The sequence below is a fragment of the Coleofasciculus sp. F4-SAH-05 genome (assembly GCF_040222985.1).
In the GTDB taxonomy this organism is placed as follows: Bacteria; Cyanobacteriota; Cyanobacteriia; order Cyanobacteriales; family Coleofasciculaceae; genus Coleofasciculus; species Coleofasciculus chthonoplastes.
In genome coordinates this window covers 1-19,311 of the sequence record NZ_JAVKBY010000061.1, presented here as the reverse complement: position 1 = coordinate 19,311, position 19,311 = coordinate 1, and the positions used below count along the sequence as shown (strand labels likewise).

The 19,311-nt window shown below is 45.4% G+C and carries 15 protein-coding genes; 7 read left to right on the top strand and 8 right to left on the bottom strand.

The window, feature by feature from the left end:
- The first annotated feature begins 119 nt into the window (after positions 1-119).
- On the top strand, positions 120-1,127 hold the full coding sequence (locus RIG27_RS07210; protein WP_446343765.1) for a radical SAM protein: 1,008 nt from the start codon (positions 120-122) through the stop codon (positions 1,125-1,127).
- Positions 1,128-1,478: 351 nt separating this feature from the next.
- Here the strand turns inward: RIG27_RS07210 and RIG27_RS07205 are convergent, their stop codons facing one another.
- Positions 1,479-4,643, bottom strand: coding sequence for a type 2 lanthipeptide synthetase LanM family protein (locus RIG27_RS07205; RefSeq protein ID WP_446343763.1), 3,165 nt, complete (start codon positions 4,641-4,643; stop codon positions 1,479-1,481).
- 576 nt (positions 4,644-5,219) lie between these two features.
- Between RIG27_RS07205 and bchB the strand changes: the two genes are divergently transcribed.
- The 5 genes from bchB to RIG27_RS07180 all read left to right on the top strand — a co-directional run bounded on the left by bchB (position 5,220) and on the right by RIG27_RS07180 (position 8,375).
- Positions 5,220-6,746 (top strand): ferredoxin:protochlorophyllide reductase (ATP-dependent) subunit B, encoded by a 1,527-nt coding sequence (gene bchB, locus RIG27_RS07200; protein ID WP_446343761.1) that lies wholly within the window; start codon positions 5,220-5,222, stop codon positions 6,744-6,746.
- 213 nt (positions 6,747-6,959) lie between these two features.
- Positions 6,960-7,082, top strand: a complete 123-nt coding sequence (locus RIG27_RS07195; protein ID WP_446343759.1) for a hypothetical protein — start codon at positions 6,960-6,962, stop codon at positions 7,080-7,082.
- Positions 7,083-7,309: 227 nt separating this feature from the next.
- A complete protein-coding gene (locus RIG27_RS07190; RefSeq protein WP_446343757.1) occupies positions 7,310-7,531 on the top strand; it encodes a hypothetical protein in 222 nt (73 codons plus the stop codon).
- Positions 7,518-7,943 carry a hypothetical protein gene (locus RIG27_RS07185; RefSeq protein WP_446343755.1) on the top strand — a complete coding sequence of 142 codons (426 nt, stop codon included), beginning with the start codon at positions 7,518-7,520 and terminating at the stop codon, positions 7,941-7,943. The genes RIG27_RS07190 and RIG27_RS07185 overlap by 14 nt, the downstream gene beginning before the upstream one ends.
- Before the next feature lie 93 nt (positions 7,944-8,036).
- A complete protein-coding gene (locus tag RIG27_RS07180) occupies positions 8,037-8,375 on the top strand; it encodes an AAA family ATPase (protein ID WP_446343753.1) in 339 nt (112 codons plus the stop codon).
- Positions 8,376-8,399: 24 nt separating this feature from the next.
- Here the strand turns inward: RIG27_RS07180 and RIG27_RS07175 are convergent, their stop codons facing one another.
- From RIG27_RS07175 to RIG27_RS07150, 6 genes are all read right to left on the bottom strand, one after another.
- Positions 8,400-9,191 carry a DUF4058 family protein gene (locus tag RIG27_RS07175; RefSeq protein WP_446343751.1) on the bottom strand — a complete coding sequence of 264 codons (792 nt, stop codon included), beginning with the start codon at positions 9,189-9,191 and terminating at the stop codon, positions 8,400-8,402.
- A 421-nt stretch (positions 9,192-9,612) separates the two neighbouring features.
- A complete protein-coding gene (locus tag RIG27_RS07170) occupies positions 9,613-11,559 on the bottom strand; it encodes an Hsp70 family protein (protein ID WP_446343855.1) in 1,947 nt (648 codons plus the stop codon).
- A 106-nt stretch (positions 11,560-11,665) separates the two neighbouring features.
- Positions 11,666-12,565, bottom strand: coding sequence for a hypothetical protein (locus RIG27_RS07165; protein ID WP_446343749.1), 900 nt, complete (start codon positions 12,563-12,565; stop codon positions 11,666-11,668).
- A 202-nt stretch (positions 12,566-12,767) separates the two neighbouring features.
- A complete protein-coding gene (locus RIG27_RS07160) occupies positions 12,768-13,544 on the bottom strand; it encodes a PEP-CTERM sorting domain-containing protein (protein ID WP_446343747.1) in 777 nt (258 codons plus the stop codon).
- A 297-nt stretch (positions 13,545-13,841) separates the two neighbouring features.
- Positions 13,842-14,663: a PEP-CTERM sorting domain-containing protein gene (locus tag RIG27_RS07155; RefSeq protein ID WP_446343745.1), complete on the bottom strand. Its 822-nt coding sequence runs from the start codon at positions 14,661-14,663 to the stop codon at positions 13,842-13,844.
- Between the two features lie 346 nt (positions 14,664-15,009).
- Entirely contained in the window at positions 15,010-15,399 is a 390-nt protein-coding gene (locus RIG27_RS07150; protein WP_446343743.1) for a hypothetical protein, read from the bottom strand.
- Between the two features lie 176 nt (positions 15,400-15,575).
- On the opposite strand from RIG27_RS07150, the gene purB reads away from it, so the two are divergent.
- Positions 15,576-16,871 carry an adenylosuccinate lyase gene (gene purB, locus RIG27_RS07145; RefSeq protein WP_446343853.1) on the top strand — a complete coding sequence of 432 codons (1,296 nt, stop codon included), beginning with the start codon at positions 15,576-15,578 and terminating at the stop codon, positions 16,869-16,871.
- A 209-nt stretch (positions 16,872-17,080) separates the two neighbouring features.
- Here purB and RIG27_RS07140 read toward each other — a convergent pair whose 3' ends face one another.
- Positions 17,081-18,907, bottom strand: a complete 1,827-nt coding sequence (locus tag RIG27_RS07140) for an AAA-like domain-containing protein (protein ID WP_446343741.1) — start codon at positions 18,905-18,907, stop codon at positions 17,081-17,083.
- Positions 18,908-19,311: the final 404 nt, after the last annotated feature.

Genomic DNA, 19,311 nt, shown 5'->3' with positions numbered 1-19,311 from the left:
TTTTTCGGTCAGGTGGGCATCGCCTACCTGAAAACTGACTCATGAAAAAGGCAGTGTTATAGGGAGTGCGCTCCCTAAACATTTTAGGAAGTTTTTAGTGCTTGGAGTAGCATGATTTTATGGCATCAACTGGAGAGTGTCGGAAAATTCTACACATCCACCCAACTCGAAGATGTAATCTACAATGTCTTCATTGCTACTCCTCTTCTAGTCCTCAAGAACAGGAGGAACTGGATGAGGGACTTCTCCAACAGGCAATAGCTGACGCTAGTGCAGAAGGCTATACAGTTGCTAACATTTCAGGTGGAGAACCTCTTGTTTACAAACCACTCGACAAGCTGCTGGAAAAGGCTCATCAATGTGGTATGGTAACAACCGTTACCTCAAATGGGATGCTCTTAGATGAGAAACACCTGGAGAAGCTACGTAACCGGGTGGATTTACTAGCAATTAGTCTTGACGGTGTACCTGAATTCCATAACCGAATGCGCTCTTTAGATCAAGCTTTTGAGATAATGGCATCAAGACTTGAAGGGCTTCGACAATCGGGCATTCCTTTCGGATTTATTTTTACTCTAACACGGTACAATCTTCAGGACTTAGACTGGGTAGCCAATTTCGCCATTGAACAAGGAGCGAAATTATTGCAGATTCATCCCCTTGAAGAAGTTGGACGTGCTAAGGAGCGTTTAGCGGGAGTAAGAGCAAACGAGAGCCAATCCGCCTATGCCTATCTGCAAGGGATGCGCCTGCAAAAAGCCTTTGGGGATCGTCTTTATGTGCAAGTTGATCTTGCCCACCGAGATGTGTTGCGGGCATATCCTGGTATGGTTTTTGCAGATACGTCTTTACTTGAGAATACGGAGGGCTTATTTGCTGATATTTTGTCGCCACTGATTATTGAGGCTGATGGTACAGTTGTGCCAATTCAACATGGATTTGCTCGCCAATATGCTCTGGGAAATCTGCGACAAGCGTCTCTCAAGCAACTGGCTGCTAATTGGCGTCGGGAATGCTACCCTTCCTTTTTAGAACTTTGCCGTCGGGTATTTGATGAGCTAACGGCACCGACTGAAATACCCATCACTGACTGGTATGAAGCAATCGCCTCTCACGCCGAGGAATGAGGGTAAACATTTTGGAAAAGTCGTAAAACTCTGATATTTGGTCACTGTGCAATAATCATAAATATTAGCATTAGAGCTACATTATTCATGCCTATCTTTGTTAGAATTACTACCACTCTATACTTTGTAGTGGACTGACACAACTAAAATGGTGGAAGAGATTGGCTTCGTAGTAGGGGAACCTTAGCCCTCTATAGCTATGTGTTATAGCACTCTTCGTGCTTACTACAAACAAAGCCCTATTTTAAGTGGATCACGCCAGTAATGGACTGACACAGCTAAAATGGTGGAAGAGATTTGACAGTTTGATGGGCGCACGCCGTGCGCCCCTACAATAACTAAAAAAGTATTCTAATGGCTATGGTTAAGAGTAGGAGGCTCAAGCACTAGCACCGAGGGGATATAATCAGGTTGGGCTAATCGCAACAGTTGATAACCAATCCCTGCTAACCCTGTCATCAATCCTGGTGTTTCAACGCCTAAAGGTACTCCACATAGCCAGCCATATTGATCTATACTCTGGAGAATCATCGCGCTCAAACGGTTTAAATGCTCCTGCCACTGAGGATCATTGAGGGTAAGACTGGCTTGCAGGAGTAATTCTAAATTACCCAAATCGCCGTGACACAAGGAATGATTCATCCCGAATCCTTGGGTAAGCGTGGTGTTGAGGGCGGTGTCGATTTCTGTACGAGTTTCGGTATCATTGAGATGAGGCATAGAGCGCAATCGAGCTAAGCCAATTCCGGTTGCACCATGACACCAAGCTGTCATATAATTGACTTGTCCTGGACTGCCAGAACCTACGGTAGTCTCAAATTCGCGTAGATCGGGCCAATTTCCGACGCCTGGGGAAAAGAGACTGCGTTCATAAGCGATCGCATAGAGTGCGGCTTCCTGAAATCGCTCTTCGCCTGTGACAGCAGCTAGTTTCAACAATGCCCAGGCTATACCCGCCGCACCATGGGAGAATCCAGTCAGTGGCTTTTTGCCCATACCCACTGGCTTCCAACCCATCCCCACTGCCATCTTTTGAGCGCAAGCCAACAGGTGATCGCCACATTGAATCGCTGTATCAAGTATGGGTTGAGATGGGTGAGAGTGATACAGACTCAGTAAACTGCCAATGCACCCAGCCGCACCGCCAATGATATCGAATTGCTCGTCTTTTTCTATTAATTCTGTGAGTGGATCGAGTAATCCTTCCGCCTCAGCCAATAGTTCCGGTTGCTGCCACAGTACACTTAAATGGGTGAGACTGTAGATAATTCCACCCCAGCCACTGAAACAGCCAATTGAGCGAATTAATGATTTACTTGGCTCTATTTGATGTTGAATGGAACTTAAGGCTATTCGTGCCAACTGGGTGTAGCGTTTCTCCTTTGCGATCGCGCCTAAATAAGCCAAGAATAAAGCAATTCCTGGTATCCCATCATAGAGATCCATACCTAAGGGTAACAATGTCCAGTGGCGTGCCTTAATTAAGGTTAACCCCAACCAGGTAACATCTTCCTCACCCCGCAAGGCTAAGGTTTCGATGCGATCGCCAATTCGACAAGCCGCCGCCAAAAGTTGTTCGCGAGTGACAGGAGTCTGGGTTTCCTTAAGATGATACCTTGTCCATCCTGCCCGATCTGCATCCACTGACAAGGTTGTCAGGGAAGCCTGAATAAACCACAGTTGGCGAGTTAAATCCGCTTCACTCAGTTGCTGAAGGCGGCGTTGCACCAATGCCATTCCGGATTCAGTGAAAAAATCAGTAATTTGTGAGTTGGTTAACCTCTCCCCCAGCCCCTCTCCTGCAAGGAGAGGGGAGTCTAATTCTCCTGCAAGGAGAGGGGAGTCTAATTGGGAATGGGTACTCCTCCACAAATGGCGGGAATTAGGGCGTGTGGTAAACATGGGTATATCACCCTGCGATAAATCATCCCGTTCAGCCGGAATTACTTTTGTCAGATGCGGGCGATGGGTAACCTCTTGCCAAAGGCGATCAAAAAAGCGATCGCGATCTAAGGCGTTACGCAACAAGTCGGGATGAAAACTATCCTGTAATATTAACCCATAAGTTTGGGTGGGGCGCAAGATCACCCGCACTTCATCCTCGGCAAACCGGGCTAATATACCATTGTCTGATAACAACTCGTCTCGGTGATTCAGGAGTAACTGATAAACTTCTGTAAACCCAGTTGCGATCGCGTCGGTGTAGTCGAGGACATTCACCTCAGTATGATTAAGACTAGGACGATTCTGACTTCCTGGCATCGCCTTCCGCTGTTTCGTCAACCGCATCTCATCCGTACCCATTCCCACCCAAGATGGTACAGGATTTGGTGTCATCTGCCCAGCTGCACCCCCTAAACCACTGATATCCACCCCCTCAGATTCCCGATTTGCCCATATTCGCTGCGGGAGTAATCCTACCCGTAAAACGGAGTCAACTATCCTTTTACTAGCAACAACCAGGGATTTTTGAGTATCAAACTCCTCACTTTCCGGGTGAAACAGAGATTCTAAGTCAATTAAAACTGGATCTTCGCCAACGGCGATTAAATTTTCATGATGGAAATCGGTTGCCCCTACAGCATAAAGTAATGCCAAATAGCCCCCCTGTCTTTGATAAAAACGCTCAACGGCTGCTGGGGAATTACAAGCTTGGGTATGAACAAATTCTACCCAACCGTAGGTATGGCGATTAATCACGTTTAGGGTGCGAAATGGGGGGTGATTGCCCCGTTCATTCAGCCAAGTGAGGAGTTCCTGAAAATGCACGTCTATTGCTAGAGATTTGGGCTTATAGACTATCTCAAATCCCGAACTAAACTTAGCAATTATTACCGAACGCCCGCCCCGATGTTTGTCTCCCGCACCTGTATCGAGTTGTACTAATACACCTGGATCGGCTTCTGGTGTAAATGTGGTGCAAATAGCCTCCCAATCGGCACAGAGATGTTGGATAAATTCTCGGCTAAATCTGACCCAATTATTAATACAGATAACAACTTGCCGAGCCAGAACCGGGTACTCTTGGAGTAGAGACAGAGCAATGTCGCGGTAAGCGCAGCTATTCCCCTGGAAATCGCGTAAGCGTTGTAAGAAGCTGAAAAATCGTGCTTCAGCCGTCTCGCCTTGTAATTGCCCTTGTAGACGAGCCACATTCAATTCCAGTACCATTGTGCGACTCAACCTCCACAGCAATTCTGCTGGCAGATTGGCAAATAGCAACCGGGCTACTGTGTTGGGGTCAAAGGGCAAATCTGATTGGTTCTGACTGAGGGATTCGATTCCTTTTTTAAGCCGCTCAATTCCTTGGTTGATTAGCGGCTCAATGGCGTACAAGAAACCAGCTTCTTTTTGCTCTCTCAACTCTTCTGGCGGCAGGATTACGCTAGTATCCGTGTCAGTATAATTGGCCCATCCATAGGCTAACTCCTGTAACCAATCGGGAACATCAGGTAAACGATTTTTTACCGCTTCAATTGGCTCACCGAGGAGGTAAATCAATTCATCCTCAGTCATGCCATCAATTGCTAGACGTTGAGCGAAGTATGAGTCTGTGTTGAAAGGAGGTTGGGATTGCTTACCGATTTGTGATCGGTAGCTAATCGCTCATAATAGATCAAAGCTACCTGTAGGGGCACGGCATTGCCGTGCCCCTACCATAAATGGCGTTTGTGCGTAAGTCCTGCTTTACTAAGTTGATGGCGATGATTCCTATTGTAATTCAAGACAAAATAACAGTTCAATGGAAATTCTAGATTCAGCGATTCGGGAGCAGGTTACTAACAAATATAAATATTGTATTGTACCGAAGCTCCGACTGTTAAGCGTGCAACAGGAACGTTGAGGAATTTCGCGAAAGTTTAAGAATGATTGCAATAAACAACCGTGTAGTTGTTTTATTATGAGACTGAATCCCAGTCACTCAAGGGGTTTGGGCGATTTACCTGCCTATAAAATCAGTGTTAATACCTACTCACGAAATGCGAAAAGTCTGAGACAATCAGAAACGACCTCAACCATAAACTCATCAATAACACTGCCCATTCGTCCTCAATTGGGCTTTGTGCAACCAATACAAGGGAGAAACTCGGTATGAAATTAGCTTACTGGATGTATGCAGGTCCGGCTCACATTGGCACCCTCCGCGTTGCCAGTTCGTTTAAGAATGTCCACGCGATCATGCATGCACCACTGGGCGATGATTATTTTAACGTGATGCGATCGATGCTGGAACGGGAACGAGACTACACCCCAGTCACCGCCAGCATCGTAGATCGACACGTTTTAGCACGGGGTTCTCAGGAAAAAGTGGTGGATAATATCATCCGTAAGGATAAGGAAGTCACCCCAGATCTGATTGTATTGACCCCCACCTGCACCTCCAGCATTCTCCAAGAAGATTTGGCTAACTTCGTGGAACGCGCTGAACTTGAAGCCAATAGCGATGTGATGCTGGCAGATGTGAACCACTACCGGGTTAATGAACTGCAAGCTGCCGATCGCACTTTAGAACAAATTGTCCAATTTTACCTGAAGAAAGCGAACAAGAAAGGGGAATTACCAGAAGGGAAGACGGAAAAACCCTCAGTGAACATCATTGGCATTTCCACCCTCGGCTTCCACAATCAGCATGACTGCACCGAATTGAAGCGGTTAATGGCTGACTTAGGGATTGAAGTGAACGAGGTAATCCCAGAAGGCGCTTCGGTTCACAATCTCAAGAATTTGCCCCGCGCTTGGTTTAATTTAGTGCCTTATCGGGAAATCGGCATGATGGCGGCGCGTTACCTAGAAGCAGAGTTCGATATGCCTTATGTGGATATCACGCCGATGGGGGTAGTGGAAACAGCGCGGTGTATCCGTAAGATTCAGCAGGTACTCAATCAGCAAGGTGCTGATGTCAATTACGAGGAGTTTATTGATAATCAGACGCTGTATGTGTCCCAAGCCGCTTGGTTCTCCCGTTCCATTGACTGTCAGAATTTGACTGGGAAGAAAGCCGTTGTCTTTGGTGACAATACCCACGCCGCCGCAATGACCAAGATTTTGGCACGGGAGATGGGGATTCATGTGGTGCTAGCGGGAACCTACTGCAAGTACGACGCGGACTGGTTTAAGGAACAGGTGAGCGAGTACTGTGACGAGATCCTAATTAGTGAGGATAACGGCGAAATTGGGGATGCGATCGCGCGGATTGAACCCTCGGCTATTTTTGGCACTCAGATGGAACGCCATGTAGGTAAGCGGTTGGATATCCCCTGTGGTGTGATTGCTGCACCAATTCACATCCAAGACTTCCCCATTGGTTATAAACCATTCATGGGTTACGAGGGGACAAATCAAATGGCTGATTTAGTGTACAATTCCTTTACCTTGGGAATGGAAGATCACCTGTTGGAAATCTTCGGTGGTCATGATACAAAGGAAGTAATTACTAAAGGGATTTCCGCTGGTTCTGATTTGAATTGGAATAAAGAAGCACAAACTGAATTGAATAAAGTTCCAGGTTTCGTGCGCGGTAAAGTGAAGCGAAATACAGAGAAATTTGCCCGGGAACGAGGGTTTAGTGAAATTACCCTTGAGGTGATGTACGCCGCCAAAGAATCTGTCGGCGCGTAAGATATACCTATTGGGTTTAAGTCCAGACACCTAAATCTGTAGAGACGTTGCATGCAACGTCTCTACTCGTTCTGGAGGTTAAGATTAATTGTTGTTATGGAATTGCGTCTCCTCCAGACAAAGATAAAATTGTATTGATAAACGCCTTTAATTCAGAACACGCTTCAATAGCATCCATAATATCGTTTTGCTCTGTACGAGTTTGAGACTATTGTGCTTCCCAGTCGCGATGGTCAAGATATGATTGTGATTAGTCTGGCGAAAGGAAGTGGCAATGAGGCGGCGTATCGACAGGCGTTTGAGCGAATTCGGGAAACGTTGCAACTCTTGCGGTAGTAGGATGTCCCGTGGGTTCGAGTTCTTACGTTTCAGGGTATGTGGCGCAATGAAGGGATATAAGTTTTGATCTTGTAGGGGCGGGTTTCACTACTATCTTTTCGGTTGCACCCATAAGTAACTAAACCCGCCCCTACGCAGGTTTCTATGCTTCAGGTGAAAAGTCAGGTTCGAGTTGTGCGATCGCACTGTCTATAATTAGAGTTAGCTCCTCTAAGGTTTGTGCCATGTCCGTAACAGACTTACTACCAACACTGCAAAAACTATCTCGTGCTGATAAGTTTCGGCTTATGGAATTCTTAGTTGCAGAGCTAGCTCAAGAAGAAACTGATGGGTTACAGTCTAGTCAAACTTATCCCGTTTGGTCTCCCTATGATGCGTTTGAGGCGGCGGATACTATGCTCAAAGCACTGGAAGCACAAAAGAGTAATGACCATGCAGAATGCTGAACGATACTCGTTCACCGTAGCTGATCCTACATTTGGTGCGGCGAGTCTTCGACCCTATTTGCCCATTACCCTGACATATCAAGGAAAATCGATTACATCTTCGGGCTTGCTTGACACGGGAGCAGCGGTTAACGTACTACCCCATGAGCTAGGTATTGAGTTGGGTGCAGTTTGGGAGCAAGCGACAACGCCACTACAGTTAACAGGTAATCTCGCTCGATTTGAGGCTCGTGTCCTAATTATGTCAGCGGTAGTCGCCCAATTTAATCCTGTGCAGTTGGTGTTTGCATGGACTCAAGCCTCTGGTATTCCCTTGTTGTTAGGACAAGCCAATTTTTTTCTGGAATTTGATGTTTGTTTCTATCGCTCTCAATCTGCTTTTGAGATACGACCGAAAGACTCTTCAGCGTAAGGATGTCGTGCTTGCTTGGTCTGTTTGAGTATTTGCGATCGCACTCTCTATTCACCTCCTGACTTTATCTTGAAATTATCTCCATAGCCTTGTATGTCAACCTCACAACAATCAGCTCCTTCGCAGCAAAAAGCAATTAGCTTATACTTTAATTCGCTAAAAAACCTGAGAGACTTTAGTATTAATTTTAAACCCAAAAGATTAACAGCAATTTTAGGACCTAATGGGTGTGGAAAGTCTACAATTTTACATACCTTAGCTTGCTGCTATCAGCCAATTGATGAAAGTAAAAGTATAAATTATAAGTTTAGTTATTTTTTTCCGCCAACCACTGACTTCAATTGGCAAGGAAGTAATTTGATAGACCTTGCTTTTGATCACCTTGTTGTAGGAATAGCCGTTAGCTGTCATAAGACATCATGTAGAGACTAATCTGGCACATCTGACTAGCAAATTTTACCTTAATCCTTGTTCACGCAAGATTTGATCCATCCAAGCAGCATCAGCTTCTGATAGAGAAGGTTTGGGTTCTGTGTGATAATTGATTGCTAGATCATAACTACCTTGATCATAGAGGCGATGCAGCAACTCTTGTAAATTAATCAGAGGTTCTGTATCTTCTAGTTTTAAGGGTAACGGAAATACAGGAATTTCTTGTTGCAAGTTGAACCCATACAAGTCAGCTTGGGGACGTTCAGATGAGCGACTGACGAGAATCCGATAATGGCTAGTGAGAGATTGCCCATTCATGGGTAGGGCTTTTCCTTGACGAAGTAAGTCAATTTCAATTAAATTAGTGCGGCTATCTAAAAGTTTTTGCCGTTTGCTTTCATATTTTATTCGACCTTCTCCAGAACGTTTATTCTTAGGGGAAATAATTTCAATAACAGTAATCACATCTCCCGTTTCCACTTGACGCACTTCTAAATACCATTCCCTAACTGTCTCAGTCATGGGAAGAGTAACTTTCTTGGGTTTCACCGCCGGAGTCGCGACGGCAATATTAGCTGAATTTTGCTCAGGGGTTGAAGTTTGAGAAGATTGCACAACCACATCATCAGGGATTCCCACTAACAGCGAATCCTCCCCCTTCGCGTCGTAAACTCTTTCCTCAATCGCCACCCGATACTTGGGGCGAAGTTGCGGGTTCAGGGTTTGGGCGATGAGAAGCGTCAGCCATTTGTGAACCTGCGACCAAATTTCTGGTTGTTCGAGATAGGGATTCATCCCAGGAAACGGTGAGGGCATGAGATTGCTGGGGTGTGAGGCTGTATAGTTATAGGTTAGCGCTATTTATACCTGTAGGGGCGCACTGCGCCCGGAAAAAGCGATATGCGCCCAAAAAACCTGCAAACTCCATTCCACCAATTGTAAATTTTATGTAGGGTGGGCAAGAGTTATCAACCTTGAAAGCCTTATATTATCGTTTGTTGCTATTGCCCACCAAATGGTAAGTTGAGATTTATTACCAGGGCTGCAAGATTTGGGGTATACGCCCTTTGTGAATCGTAGGGTAGCAGCAATATTCGCCTTCTTAATCTATCGGATAAAACCAGAAAGTATAACCTGGGGAAGGTGGGCAAGTGCGATAAAGTTGGGAAAGTCAACGCTAGAGTTAATTAACCTTGCCCACCCTACAGTTTTTTGTTATCTCTATTACTAACATTCTCTACTGAATTAAAATTACAGCCTCTTGTGCCTTCGCATTGAGCGCTTTCTTCAAGTCTCGCCCCACCTTATTAATTAATTCATCAAACGCCTCCTGATTTTCCATTAATTGTTCCCGAAACACCTTCTCTAACTCCGGTTTCATTTGTTCGCACGTTGAGTTAATCTTATTATCATTCAACAGAAATTGACGACTCCAACTGGGAATATCTAACTTGGTCTTAATCGCTTCCTGGGTTTTGCTGCGCGTAATTTCTACACCAGCCGCCAGTACCGAAATCCCATAAATGGCTAAAAGGGGCCAAGCCAAATGTCCGGTTAAAATCAAGGCAATAATCCCCCCAACCGTTCCCCCGCCAATCACGATATTGACAATTAGTAACACCGTATCCGCCAAGATAGCATCGCCCACGGATATTTCGGGGTTCACCACATCCGGATCAATCCCTTCCTCAAATCGTAAACTGCTTCGGGGTATCTGATATTTTTGACAAATCGGGTCAGTTTCTACCGACAATTCGGGTTGAATCTTGCTGTTAAACCAGGTAATTGATTGATTTTTGACAATCTGTCGTGCGGATTCAGTGCCATTCTTCCCCAGAGAATCATGTTTAATCCACGCCTGCGCCTGCTGCTTCATCCGAGTTTCCAAGTCACCTAACGTCCGGATTTTATTCATGCGCCAGTCTTGTAAACTGGGTTTAACGGCGTTGTCAATTAACCCCTGAGATAGCGGTTTAATCAGCAGTTCAATTAACTCAGGAATATGTCGTTCAATAATCGATTTTAGTTTCTGAGAATCAAACCGTTGATCCACTTCTTTTTTAAACGCTTCCGCCCGTAAATCCCAGCGTCCAACTCGTGCTAATCCTAGGGCGATACACCGTTCCGGTTCGGGATCAGGACGCACCTGGGTGGCGGGTTCGGGGAAAATTTCTTCACAAATCTGACGGGTAAATTGCATCCGTGATGCTCCCCCTGTCATTAATATCACTTTTGGGATTATCTTTTGTTTGGCGAGGGTTTCTTTTGCCTCAATGACTGACTCTCGAAAGGATTCAATCCAACTTTTCCCCTCTAATTCCGTTAACGGTTGGTTTAATATCTCTGTCATGACGGCTTTGTTGACTTGGGGGATAAAATAAATCTGTTCGTTAATCGATTCAAAGCCACGGGCAAAGGATTGGGGATGGTTGTAGAGTTGTTCGTTAGAAAAATAATCTTCCTTGGCTTTACGGCTAGCCAACAGACAACGGGATTTATGATGGGGATATTCTTCAAACACCCAGTTTAATAAGGCGGTATCTTCATAGTTCGCCACGGTGCGATCAAAAATTGCTCGGTCAATTAGGAAAGCACCTAGGGTATTACTACCAAAATCCAGGGGAATTTCATGTAAACTCTTGACTAACGTAAAATCGGTTGTGGACGAGCCAATATCAATAATCAGTACCGCCGATTTGAGCTTATCATAGTCCAGCTTACCCCCTTCCTTCGCCTGCATAAACGCCGCCCGTGATTCGGGAACTACGCTGAGGCGGGGAATTCCAGCTGCTTTACAGATGGTTTGGTACTCTTGGCGATCGCGCTTTGACCAGCCGGATGGACAACCGACGAAAAAATGGCTCTTTTCTTCCCCTTCCAGTTGCTTGCTTTTTTGCAAAAGACTGTAATAGGTTTCCAGAAAATAGCGGATGGTTTTGCGGTAATCTAGATCTGCATTCGGTTTTTGTTTAAAGGCAATATCCAGTTGAGTTACACCCACTTGAATTAAAGCCTGTTCCCCCACCAAATAACCCAGATCCGGATGCCAGCCTAAGGCGGTAATTTGCACTTTCTTATTATTCACCTCCAGCATTTCTGGTGGATCAATGCTCTCCACTAGCGCTTTAGCCACGGCTGTTTCACCGTGTCCTAAATCAAATCCAATTGTTTCTAAAACGTGCATATTATCTGGAATAATAGGAGATAATGGGGACCTGTTTAGGGGTGAAATGCTTTCGTTGTGTTCAGAGTTGGTCAAGGAAACTACATCATTCATAATTGATTATTTATTAACGTCTCGGTTCAATTACCCGTCCCCGCCGCAATAAGCGATCGCCTTTCACTAAAGCGGGCGCGATTGTAATATACTCGTTAGCATTGGGGTTGATACTTGGCTCAAAGTCAAAATACTCCCGATGACTCTTGACATCATCCGGTTGATAGAGTTTGGCTTCAATACCCTGCTCGATCAAAATTTGGGGTATAAGTTTAGTCAGTTCTAGCGCCATCTGAGGCTTTTCTAGAAAAGATGCGCCTATCAACCGTTGTAGCAGATTTAATAGTTCGGGTTGTTCCTCAATTGCATTCGCCTCGACGGTTTTCTTCCCATCTTGGGCTTGAGCAACGGCTAAATCAATGGTGTTGAGAGCTTCTGCTATATTGTCTAACAAGACTTGACTATCGATTCGCAGGGTAAGCTGAGAGGCGGTTGATTCAGGTGTGTCTGTGGGGTTTTCTAGAGAACTTTTATCCAGTTGAGAGACAACCTCAAGCCCAACCAACAAAGCCATCAGCAAAATATCTAACCACGCCCCAGGCGCATCGGAACTCAAGTTGAACAGTGAATCCAAGATACCGATACAGAGAAGTCCCTGGAGAACTTTAAGAATCAGGCGTTTGGGAGACAATTGTCGCCCTAGTTTAGCCTCAGACTCCGGTTCAGGGGTGGTAAACTGCATCGGGTGGGTAGGATTCGCTGCGGCTAGCGTCGCCACAGACTGGCGCAGTGCATCCAGGAAAAAAGCCGCCAGACGCACTTGAGAGACACTCAGTCCCCCAATGTAACTGCTTTCCAGAGTATTGAGTTGGTTTTGCACCAGCATCACCACCTGTTCTGGATTCGTGGTTTTATCGATCGCGCCTTGCAGTTCCTGTCGTTGTTTGCTAAAAAGCGTTAGTAATGTGGTCATCGCCTATATTGAGACTGTCGCACTGCTCCTAAGAGATACCCTATAGCAGTTCTTAGTTGTGTGGAATACATTCCTAAGCTTATCGTTGATGGTTCATCCTCGGTCAACCTCTGGCTTTGAAGTCATTCCAACAACAGTGTAGAGACGTAGCATGCTACGTCTCTACATAGAACCAAAGGTAATCAAAAAGGAATGTAATTGACTAACCTCGCCGTGACTGTTGTTTCTTAAACAAAGCGCCAAATCCCAAAGCCAGCCCTGAGCCCAGAATCGTCAGGGGTTCCGGTACCGCATCATAAGCGTGGTTGTCGCTTTCAAAGGCGAGGGTTTCATCATCACCCAGTTGAGTCAGCACGACTTTATCAAACCATTGCTCTGATCCCTCAGCCGAGAAATTCATATAGGGATTGTTAGACTCTTCCGTTTGATTATCCCCCCCAACGCCAGGACCCACTCCCAAACTGACAAAATTATCGGGTGTAAACCGAGCTAAACGGGTATTACCTCGGAAAAATTCAATTTGATTACTCGAATCCATAGAACCCCAGTGCATTCCCCAATAGTTGGATGGTTTGGGTAACTGAATCGAGACTTGGTTAATGTCTCCATCATCCTGAGAATTTGTTGGTAGTGACAAGTAAGCTGACGTGTTATTTTGAGTCACACTGGAAAAAGGAACTGCTCCTTTGGTTGGTACGAGTGCGCCACCGTTGTTAATCACTAATGCGTCGTCTGGAGAGTAGGTTGCTCCTTTTTGATTAACTGCACCAACCTTGGTTAAGTCAAGGTCAGGCGCATCATTGAAATCGATAACCACAGCACCGGGTCTACTGGTAGTCAGTCCCTCACTTCCGGCTGAGCTACCTTTGAGTTCACCGCCCGTGGTAATCGTAAACCCACTGAGGTAAATAACCCCGATCATAGCCGTTGCTGTAGCTGCTACGGTAGTGATGATTGATGCATCCTTATTCATTGTCATCGGTTTATCAAGCTCATCTAATCTTTAATAAAGAGAACTTTATATGTTTCTCTAGGTAGATGTTAATTTAATATAGCTGGATTTTAGGTGAAGCTTCAGTGAAGATAGCAGAATTAATAGCAGTGTTTATATAAAGATTTAGTAAAAGGAGAATTACTATTGGTTTGGCGAAGTCGGGGGTCTGAAGAAAACTCTGATGTTTATCAATCCGTTTCAGGACTCCGCGCAAAATTATAGAGACGTGCCATGGCACGTCTCTACACAGAAGTAAAGGTTATGAGATCAGGAGTGAATTAACTAACGTCGCCGTGACTGTTGTTTTTTGAAGATAGCGCCAAATCCTAAAGCCAAGCCGGAACCTAGAATGGTGAGAGGTTCGGGAACTGGACGATAAGCGTGGTTGTCGCTTTCAAAGGCAATATTATTATTGTTACCCAGTTGAGTCAGTCTTACTCCGTTAAACCATTCTCCTGAGTTATCAGAAAAGAAATTAACGTAGGGATTCGCTCTTGCAAGTCCTTGGTTATCAGGACCGCCTCCGGCTTCTACATCTAGACCCAAAGCTGTTAAATTATCTGGGGTAAAAGTTGCTAAGACTGTACCATCTCGCAAAAATTCAATTTGGTTAGCTGGGCTATTGGCACTTGCATCGTCCATTGAACCCCAGTGTAAACCCCAGTAGTTTGACAGTGTAGGTAACGTAATGGTAACTTGGCTTACACCATTGTTATTATTTGTAGGAAGTGAAAGATAGGCTGAAGTGTTGTTAGTGGTGCCGCTAGGTGTACCGGAATAGGGAATAGCACCTGTTTGACTAACAAAAGCGCCACCGTTATTGATGACTAAGGCATTTCCCGGAGAGTAAGTAGCGCCCTTTTGATCTATTTGATCAACTGTCGTAAACGGAGAGTCAACAGCTTCGTTGAAAGTGATGACTCTTGCGTTAGATACATTAGTGGTTAGTCCTTCAATTCCAGCAGGACTACCTTTAGCTATACCGCCCGTTGTAATCGTAAAAGCACTAGCGGGATTAACACTTAATGTAGTAGCAGCTATTGCTCCTACTGTAGCAGCTATCGATAATTGTTGAGTAGACTTTATAAATCTTTGACTCATCATAAATTTCTCTTGAAGTAGATGTAAATTTGTCTCTCTATATAGATATTAGTATGATAAAGCTTTAAGTCTATGAAGTTGTGGTAAAGATGTAGCCCCAAAACTCAGTATTTATATAAAGTTTTTATGAAGAATCGACAAATGTTCTCAAAACTTCACCACGAACCCCCACCCCGAAAACGGCTCAAAACCAGGAAAATCAAGCGTTGCAGAGAATTAAACGTCAGATCAAGTCACCCTTTCCTCAGTGATGGGCGTAGGTAATTACCGAGGGGTTGGGCAACTGGGGCGATTAGCACAAGCAAAATCCCCGATTTTCCTGAGAATTCGGGGATCTTGTTCGTTTAACTTAAGAAACAACCACCGAATCACGACGCTTATCGGAATGGCGGATACGTCTCATCACCCAGAACCACCCCCCTCGCAGTAAACCCGCCATCGTTTGGGGGGAAAGACTTGCCCAACTATTAATCCCCACACAGATACAAGCTAAACCTAATAAGATAAACGTGGGTGCCATCACCACCCCAATCATCAACCATGTCCAAACATGGAGAACCATCACCCCAGCCGGAATATAAGCAAATGCAGCCGCTAACCGCACCTGACGTTGAGGGCGCTGGAGTCCCGTCAAAATCATCGTCTGTAACGTAAGTAGTAAGTTAAGGGGAACTAACCCCCCACAAATCGCCACACAATGGGCGCGGGAGAATTCAAGTAGGGACGTAGGATCAAACATGGAAATATTGCAATAGGTACTTTTGCTAGTCTAGCCTGCTAGCCCTGAAGATACCTGTCCACAAAGGCGGACTTATGTCTCCCAATTACAAAGCTTTTACAATCCAATAGCTAAAAAAATGGAATAAACCAAAGTACAGTTGTACAATATGACGGTTGTATTGGGCAATACAGGCATTGATCGAGCGCTATACCTTGCCTGAAATGGGCGAACTCTGGACGGATACCTATAAATTCAAAACCTGGCTACAGGTGGAAATTGCGGTTTGTGAAGCAAAAGCGGAATTGGGTGATATTCCGGCGGATGCGGTTGCGGAAATTAAGGCGAAGGCAAATTTTGATGTCGATCGCATCTTGGAAATTGAGGCTCAAGTCCGTCATGATATGATCGCATTCCTGACGAATGTGAATGAGTATGTGGGGGATGTGGGGCGCTACATCCACTTGGGATTAACCAGTTCTGATGTTTTAGATACGGCGTTGGCATTACAACTGGTTGCCAGTCTGAATCTGATTGTGGAATCCTTAGAGCAACTGATTCAAGCGATTCGCTATCAGGCGCAACAACATCGCTACACGGTGATGATTGGGCGATCGCACGGAATTCATGCGGAACCAATTACCTTTGGCTTTAAGCTGGCTGGGTGGTTGGCGGAAATCCTGCGACATCGCGATCGCTTGGTGAATTTGCGTCAACATATTGCTGTGGGGAAGATTTCCGGTGCAGTGGGAACCTACGCCAATACTGACCCCCGTGTGGAAGCGATCGCGACTCAGAAGCTGGGACTTGATCCCGATATGGCATCAACTCAGGTGATTTCCCGCGATCGTCATGGTGAATTTGTCCAGCAGTTGGCACTGTTAGGGGCTTCCCTGGAACGCTTTGCAGTAGAAATTCGCAACTTACAACGCACCGATGTCTTAGAAGTTGAAGAATTCTTCGCCAAAGGACAAAAAGGTTCTTCTGCCATGCCCCATAAGCGTAACCCGATTCGGTCTGAACGCCTAAGTGGAATGGCGCGGATTCTCCGGGGTCATGCTGTCGCCGCATTGGAGAATATCGCACTATGGCACGAACGCGATATTTCTCACTCCTCTGTGGAACGGGTTATCTTGCCAGACACTTGCATTTTGACCCATTTTATGCTTCATGAAATGACTCATTTAGTCAAACACCTATTGGTGTACCCAGAAAACATGAAGCGGAATCTCAATCGCTATGGAGGGGTCATCTTTAGTCAACGAGTCATGTTAACCCTCGTAGAAAAGGGAACCAGTCGAGAAGACGCCTACAGTATTGTCCAGTCTTGCGCTCATCAGGCATGGAATCAACCTGGGGGAAATTTTCGGGAACTCATCGCCCAAGATTCTCGTGTTCAGAGTCAGCTAACACCCGATGAAATTGAGGACTGTTTTAATCCCCAACATCATTTTCGCCATCTCGACGAGGTTTATCAACGTTTAGGCATTTAAGAAAGGTGATGGAGTATGGTAGTTCAGGAAACCTTAAAAAGTTGGCAAGAACTCTTAGAAATTGCCCAACCAAAAACATCGGTAAAATGGGAGTGTTAAGTATTGCGTAGGGGCGGGTTTAGACGGTATTTGTTTCTTTGTGGATGATAACATTTGTTCAAAACCCGCCCTCTTGTACTGTTCCCTATTCCCGGTTTCCTGTTCCCTGTTTATGAATCATGAACACGATTCAAACGCAGCCGAAAATATTGACAATACAAATCGCACCGAGGCGTCACCTCATTCCCTTGCAGATTCACCAATCCCATACTATGTAACTTAAATCCTTGCATCGGTTCCAATTGTATCGGATAATCAGCCGTAACCACTTTCTTTAAGGCTGTAGCCAACTCAGGATGTTGGGATAAATTCCACATAAGTCGCCGCAAATGATCGCCATACAATCCAGCATCCGTTGGCGCTGTCGCTAACAGTTGTGCTAACGTAATCTCTTGACGTGCGATCGCGTACAGCGCTAGTCGGACTAAATAGGGATGACCCCCCACCATTGCCATTAGTTGTTCCACCTGATTCGATTCCCAGCCTAATCCGTGACGCTGGGCTAAATCTTGAACTTGTTCGGCTGCAAATTCCGGTAAATCAATCGGTAATCCCACATTAAAGGGAGACTGATTAATATCCATGGGAATATAAGCTTCCGTTGAATGCACCACGACTAATCGCAATTTACGCCATATTTCTCTATTTTTCGCCTCTTCATGCCACGATCGCAACAAGCCCAAAAAATCTGCCGCGAGTTCAGGATAATGAAACACCCGATCCACTTCATCTAACCCTAACACCAACGGTGTGGCAATCGTTGCCAATAAATACCGCTCAAAATAGGACTTACAACTCACCTTACTGCCAAACATTTTACTCCAATACTTATCCAAGCGATCGGGTAATTCTAGTTCGAGGGTAATCACCGCACAAAACCACTGCAAAAAGCGATCTAAATTCGTAAAAACATTACTATCCGCTAGTTGAAAACTTAACGGAACGGTGGCATAATTAAGCTGAGTTCCCCGATGTAAAATCCGTGCCATTAACGAGGTTTTGCCCATTTGTCGCGGCGCTTTAATTCGGATCAAGGAACCGGGTTTAGCCACCGCTTCATAGCAACGCTGTTCAACACCAGGGCGTTCCACATAAAACGCCGAGGCTAATTCGACTTGTCCTCGGGGTAATTCCGGTTCAGCGACAGGTTGAGGCGGATGATTAGGGGTGAGGGAATAGGCACTGGGAAACGTTGCGGATTTTGGATTGCCTTCTGGGGTAACGGTTGGTTGATCAGTACAAAGCCAATCCCGAACTGAGTTTAACACAACCGGCGTATCTTCAGGCGATCGCCATTCCTGCTGAGACACGCCTTGGAGATAACCGCGTAAGTCATGGTTGAGTAATGTCCACGGGCAATTAATCCGAATCGCCAAAATATCGGGTTTCCCCTCTGGATGTTGATCTCGTCGCCGTTTTGCCCATTGTACCTCTTCGGTTACCATCTCACTGGACGCCGCCAGAGGGGATAATAATAACACCACGCGATCGCAACGGTTTAATTCGGCGTAGATTTGCTGCAATCCCTGAGTTGCCATGCGGAGACTACTATTGGCAATGAACACCTGACACCCTTGGGCAGTTAACGCCGTTTCTAATTGTATAGCAAGGCTTTTATCGGGGTCATTTCCGCAATGATAACTCAGGATAACCTGAGGCTGATTGGTCGCCGCCAGAGTATCCCCTGGGATTAAATTGGGTAAATTATGGGCAATGGCAGTAATTAACTTAGAACGGTGAGATGATCCTTTATCTTCGTCATTGTTTAGGGCAAATATATGACAGATATTCTGGATATGTTTTCGCACCGTTCCTTGAGAAATACAGAGTGCCGCCGCAATTTCACTATCATTTTTCCCGGCGACAAATTTCTGTAAAACTTCCTTTTGTCGCTGGGTAAGTTTGGTAAATGCGTTGGTGAACTCTTGCTGTTCCATTACCCTGAAGTAATAGGTTAATTGTCGGGACAGGTTTAGCCACAATCGTAGGGGCGGGTTTAGCCACTAAAACGACTTGTCACTAGTGACATACTCCCACATCAAATCAAAAAGATTATGATGTGGGCTTCTCAGCGACTCCACCTATTGGGACGGGACATTAACTGAGCTTTATTAACGGCACGGGATGCCCCACCGCGCCGGAACAATACAAAAATGTTCAACACCAATGTAGCTGCTGAAATTTTACCCGTCCACAGATGCGACTACGTGTAGCCTGTTTCTGGACGGAACCCGCTATGCCAGGTTGTCTTGGTTCAATATACAGGAAGCGATTAGCTTTATTTGATTAACCTGTATCTTACTAAGGTAGTATATTCAAGCTGTATTGACCGCCTATCCAT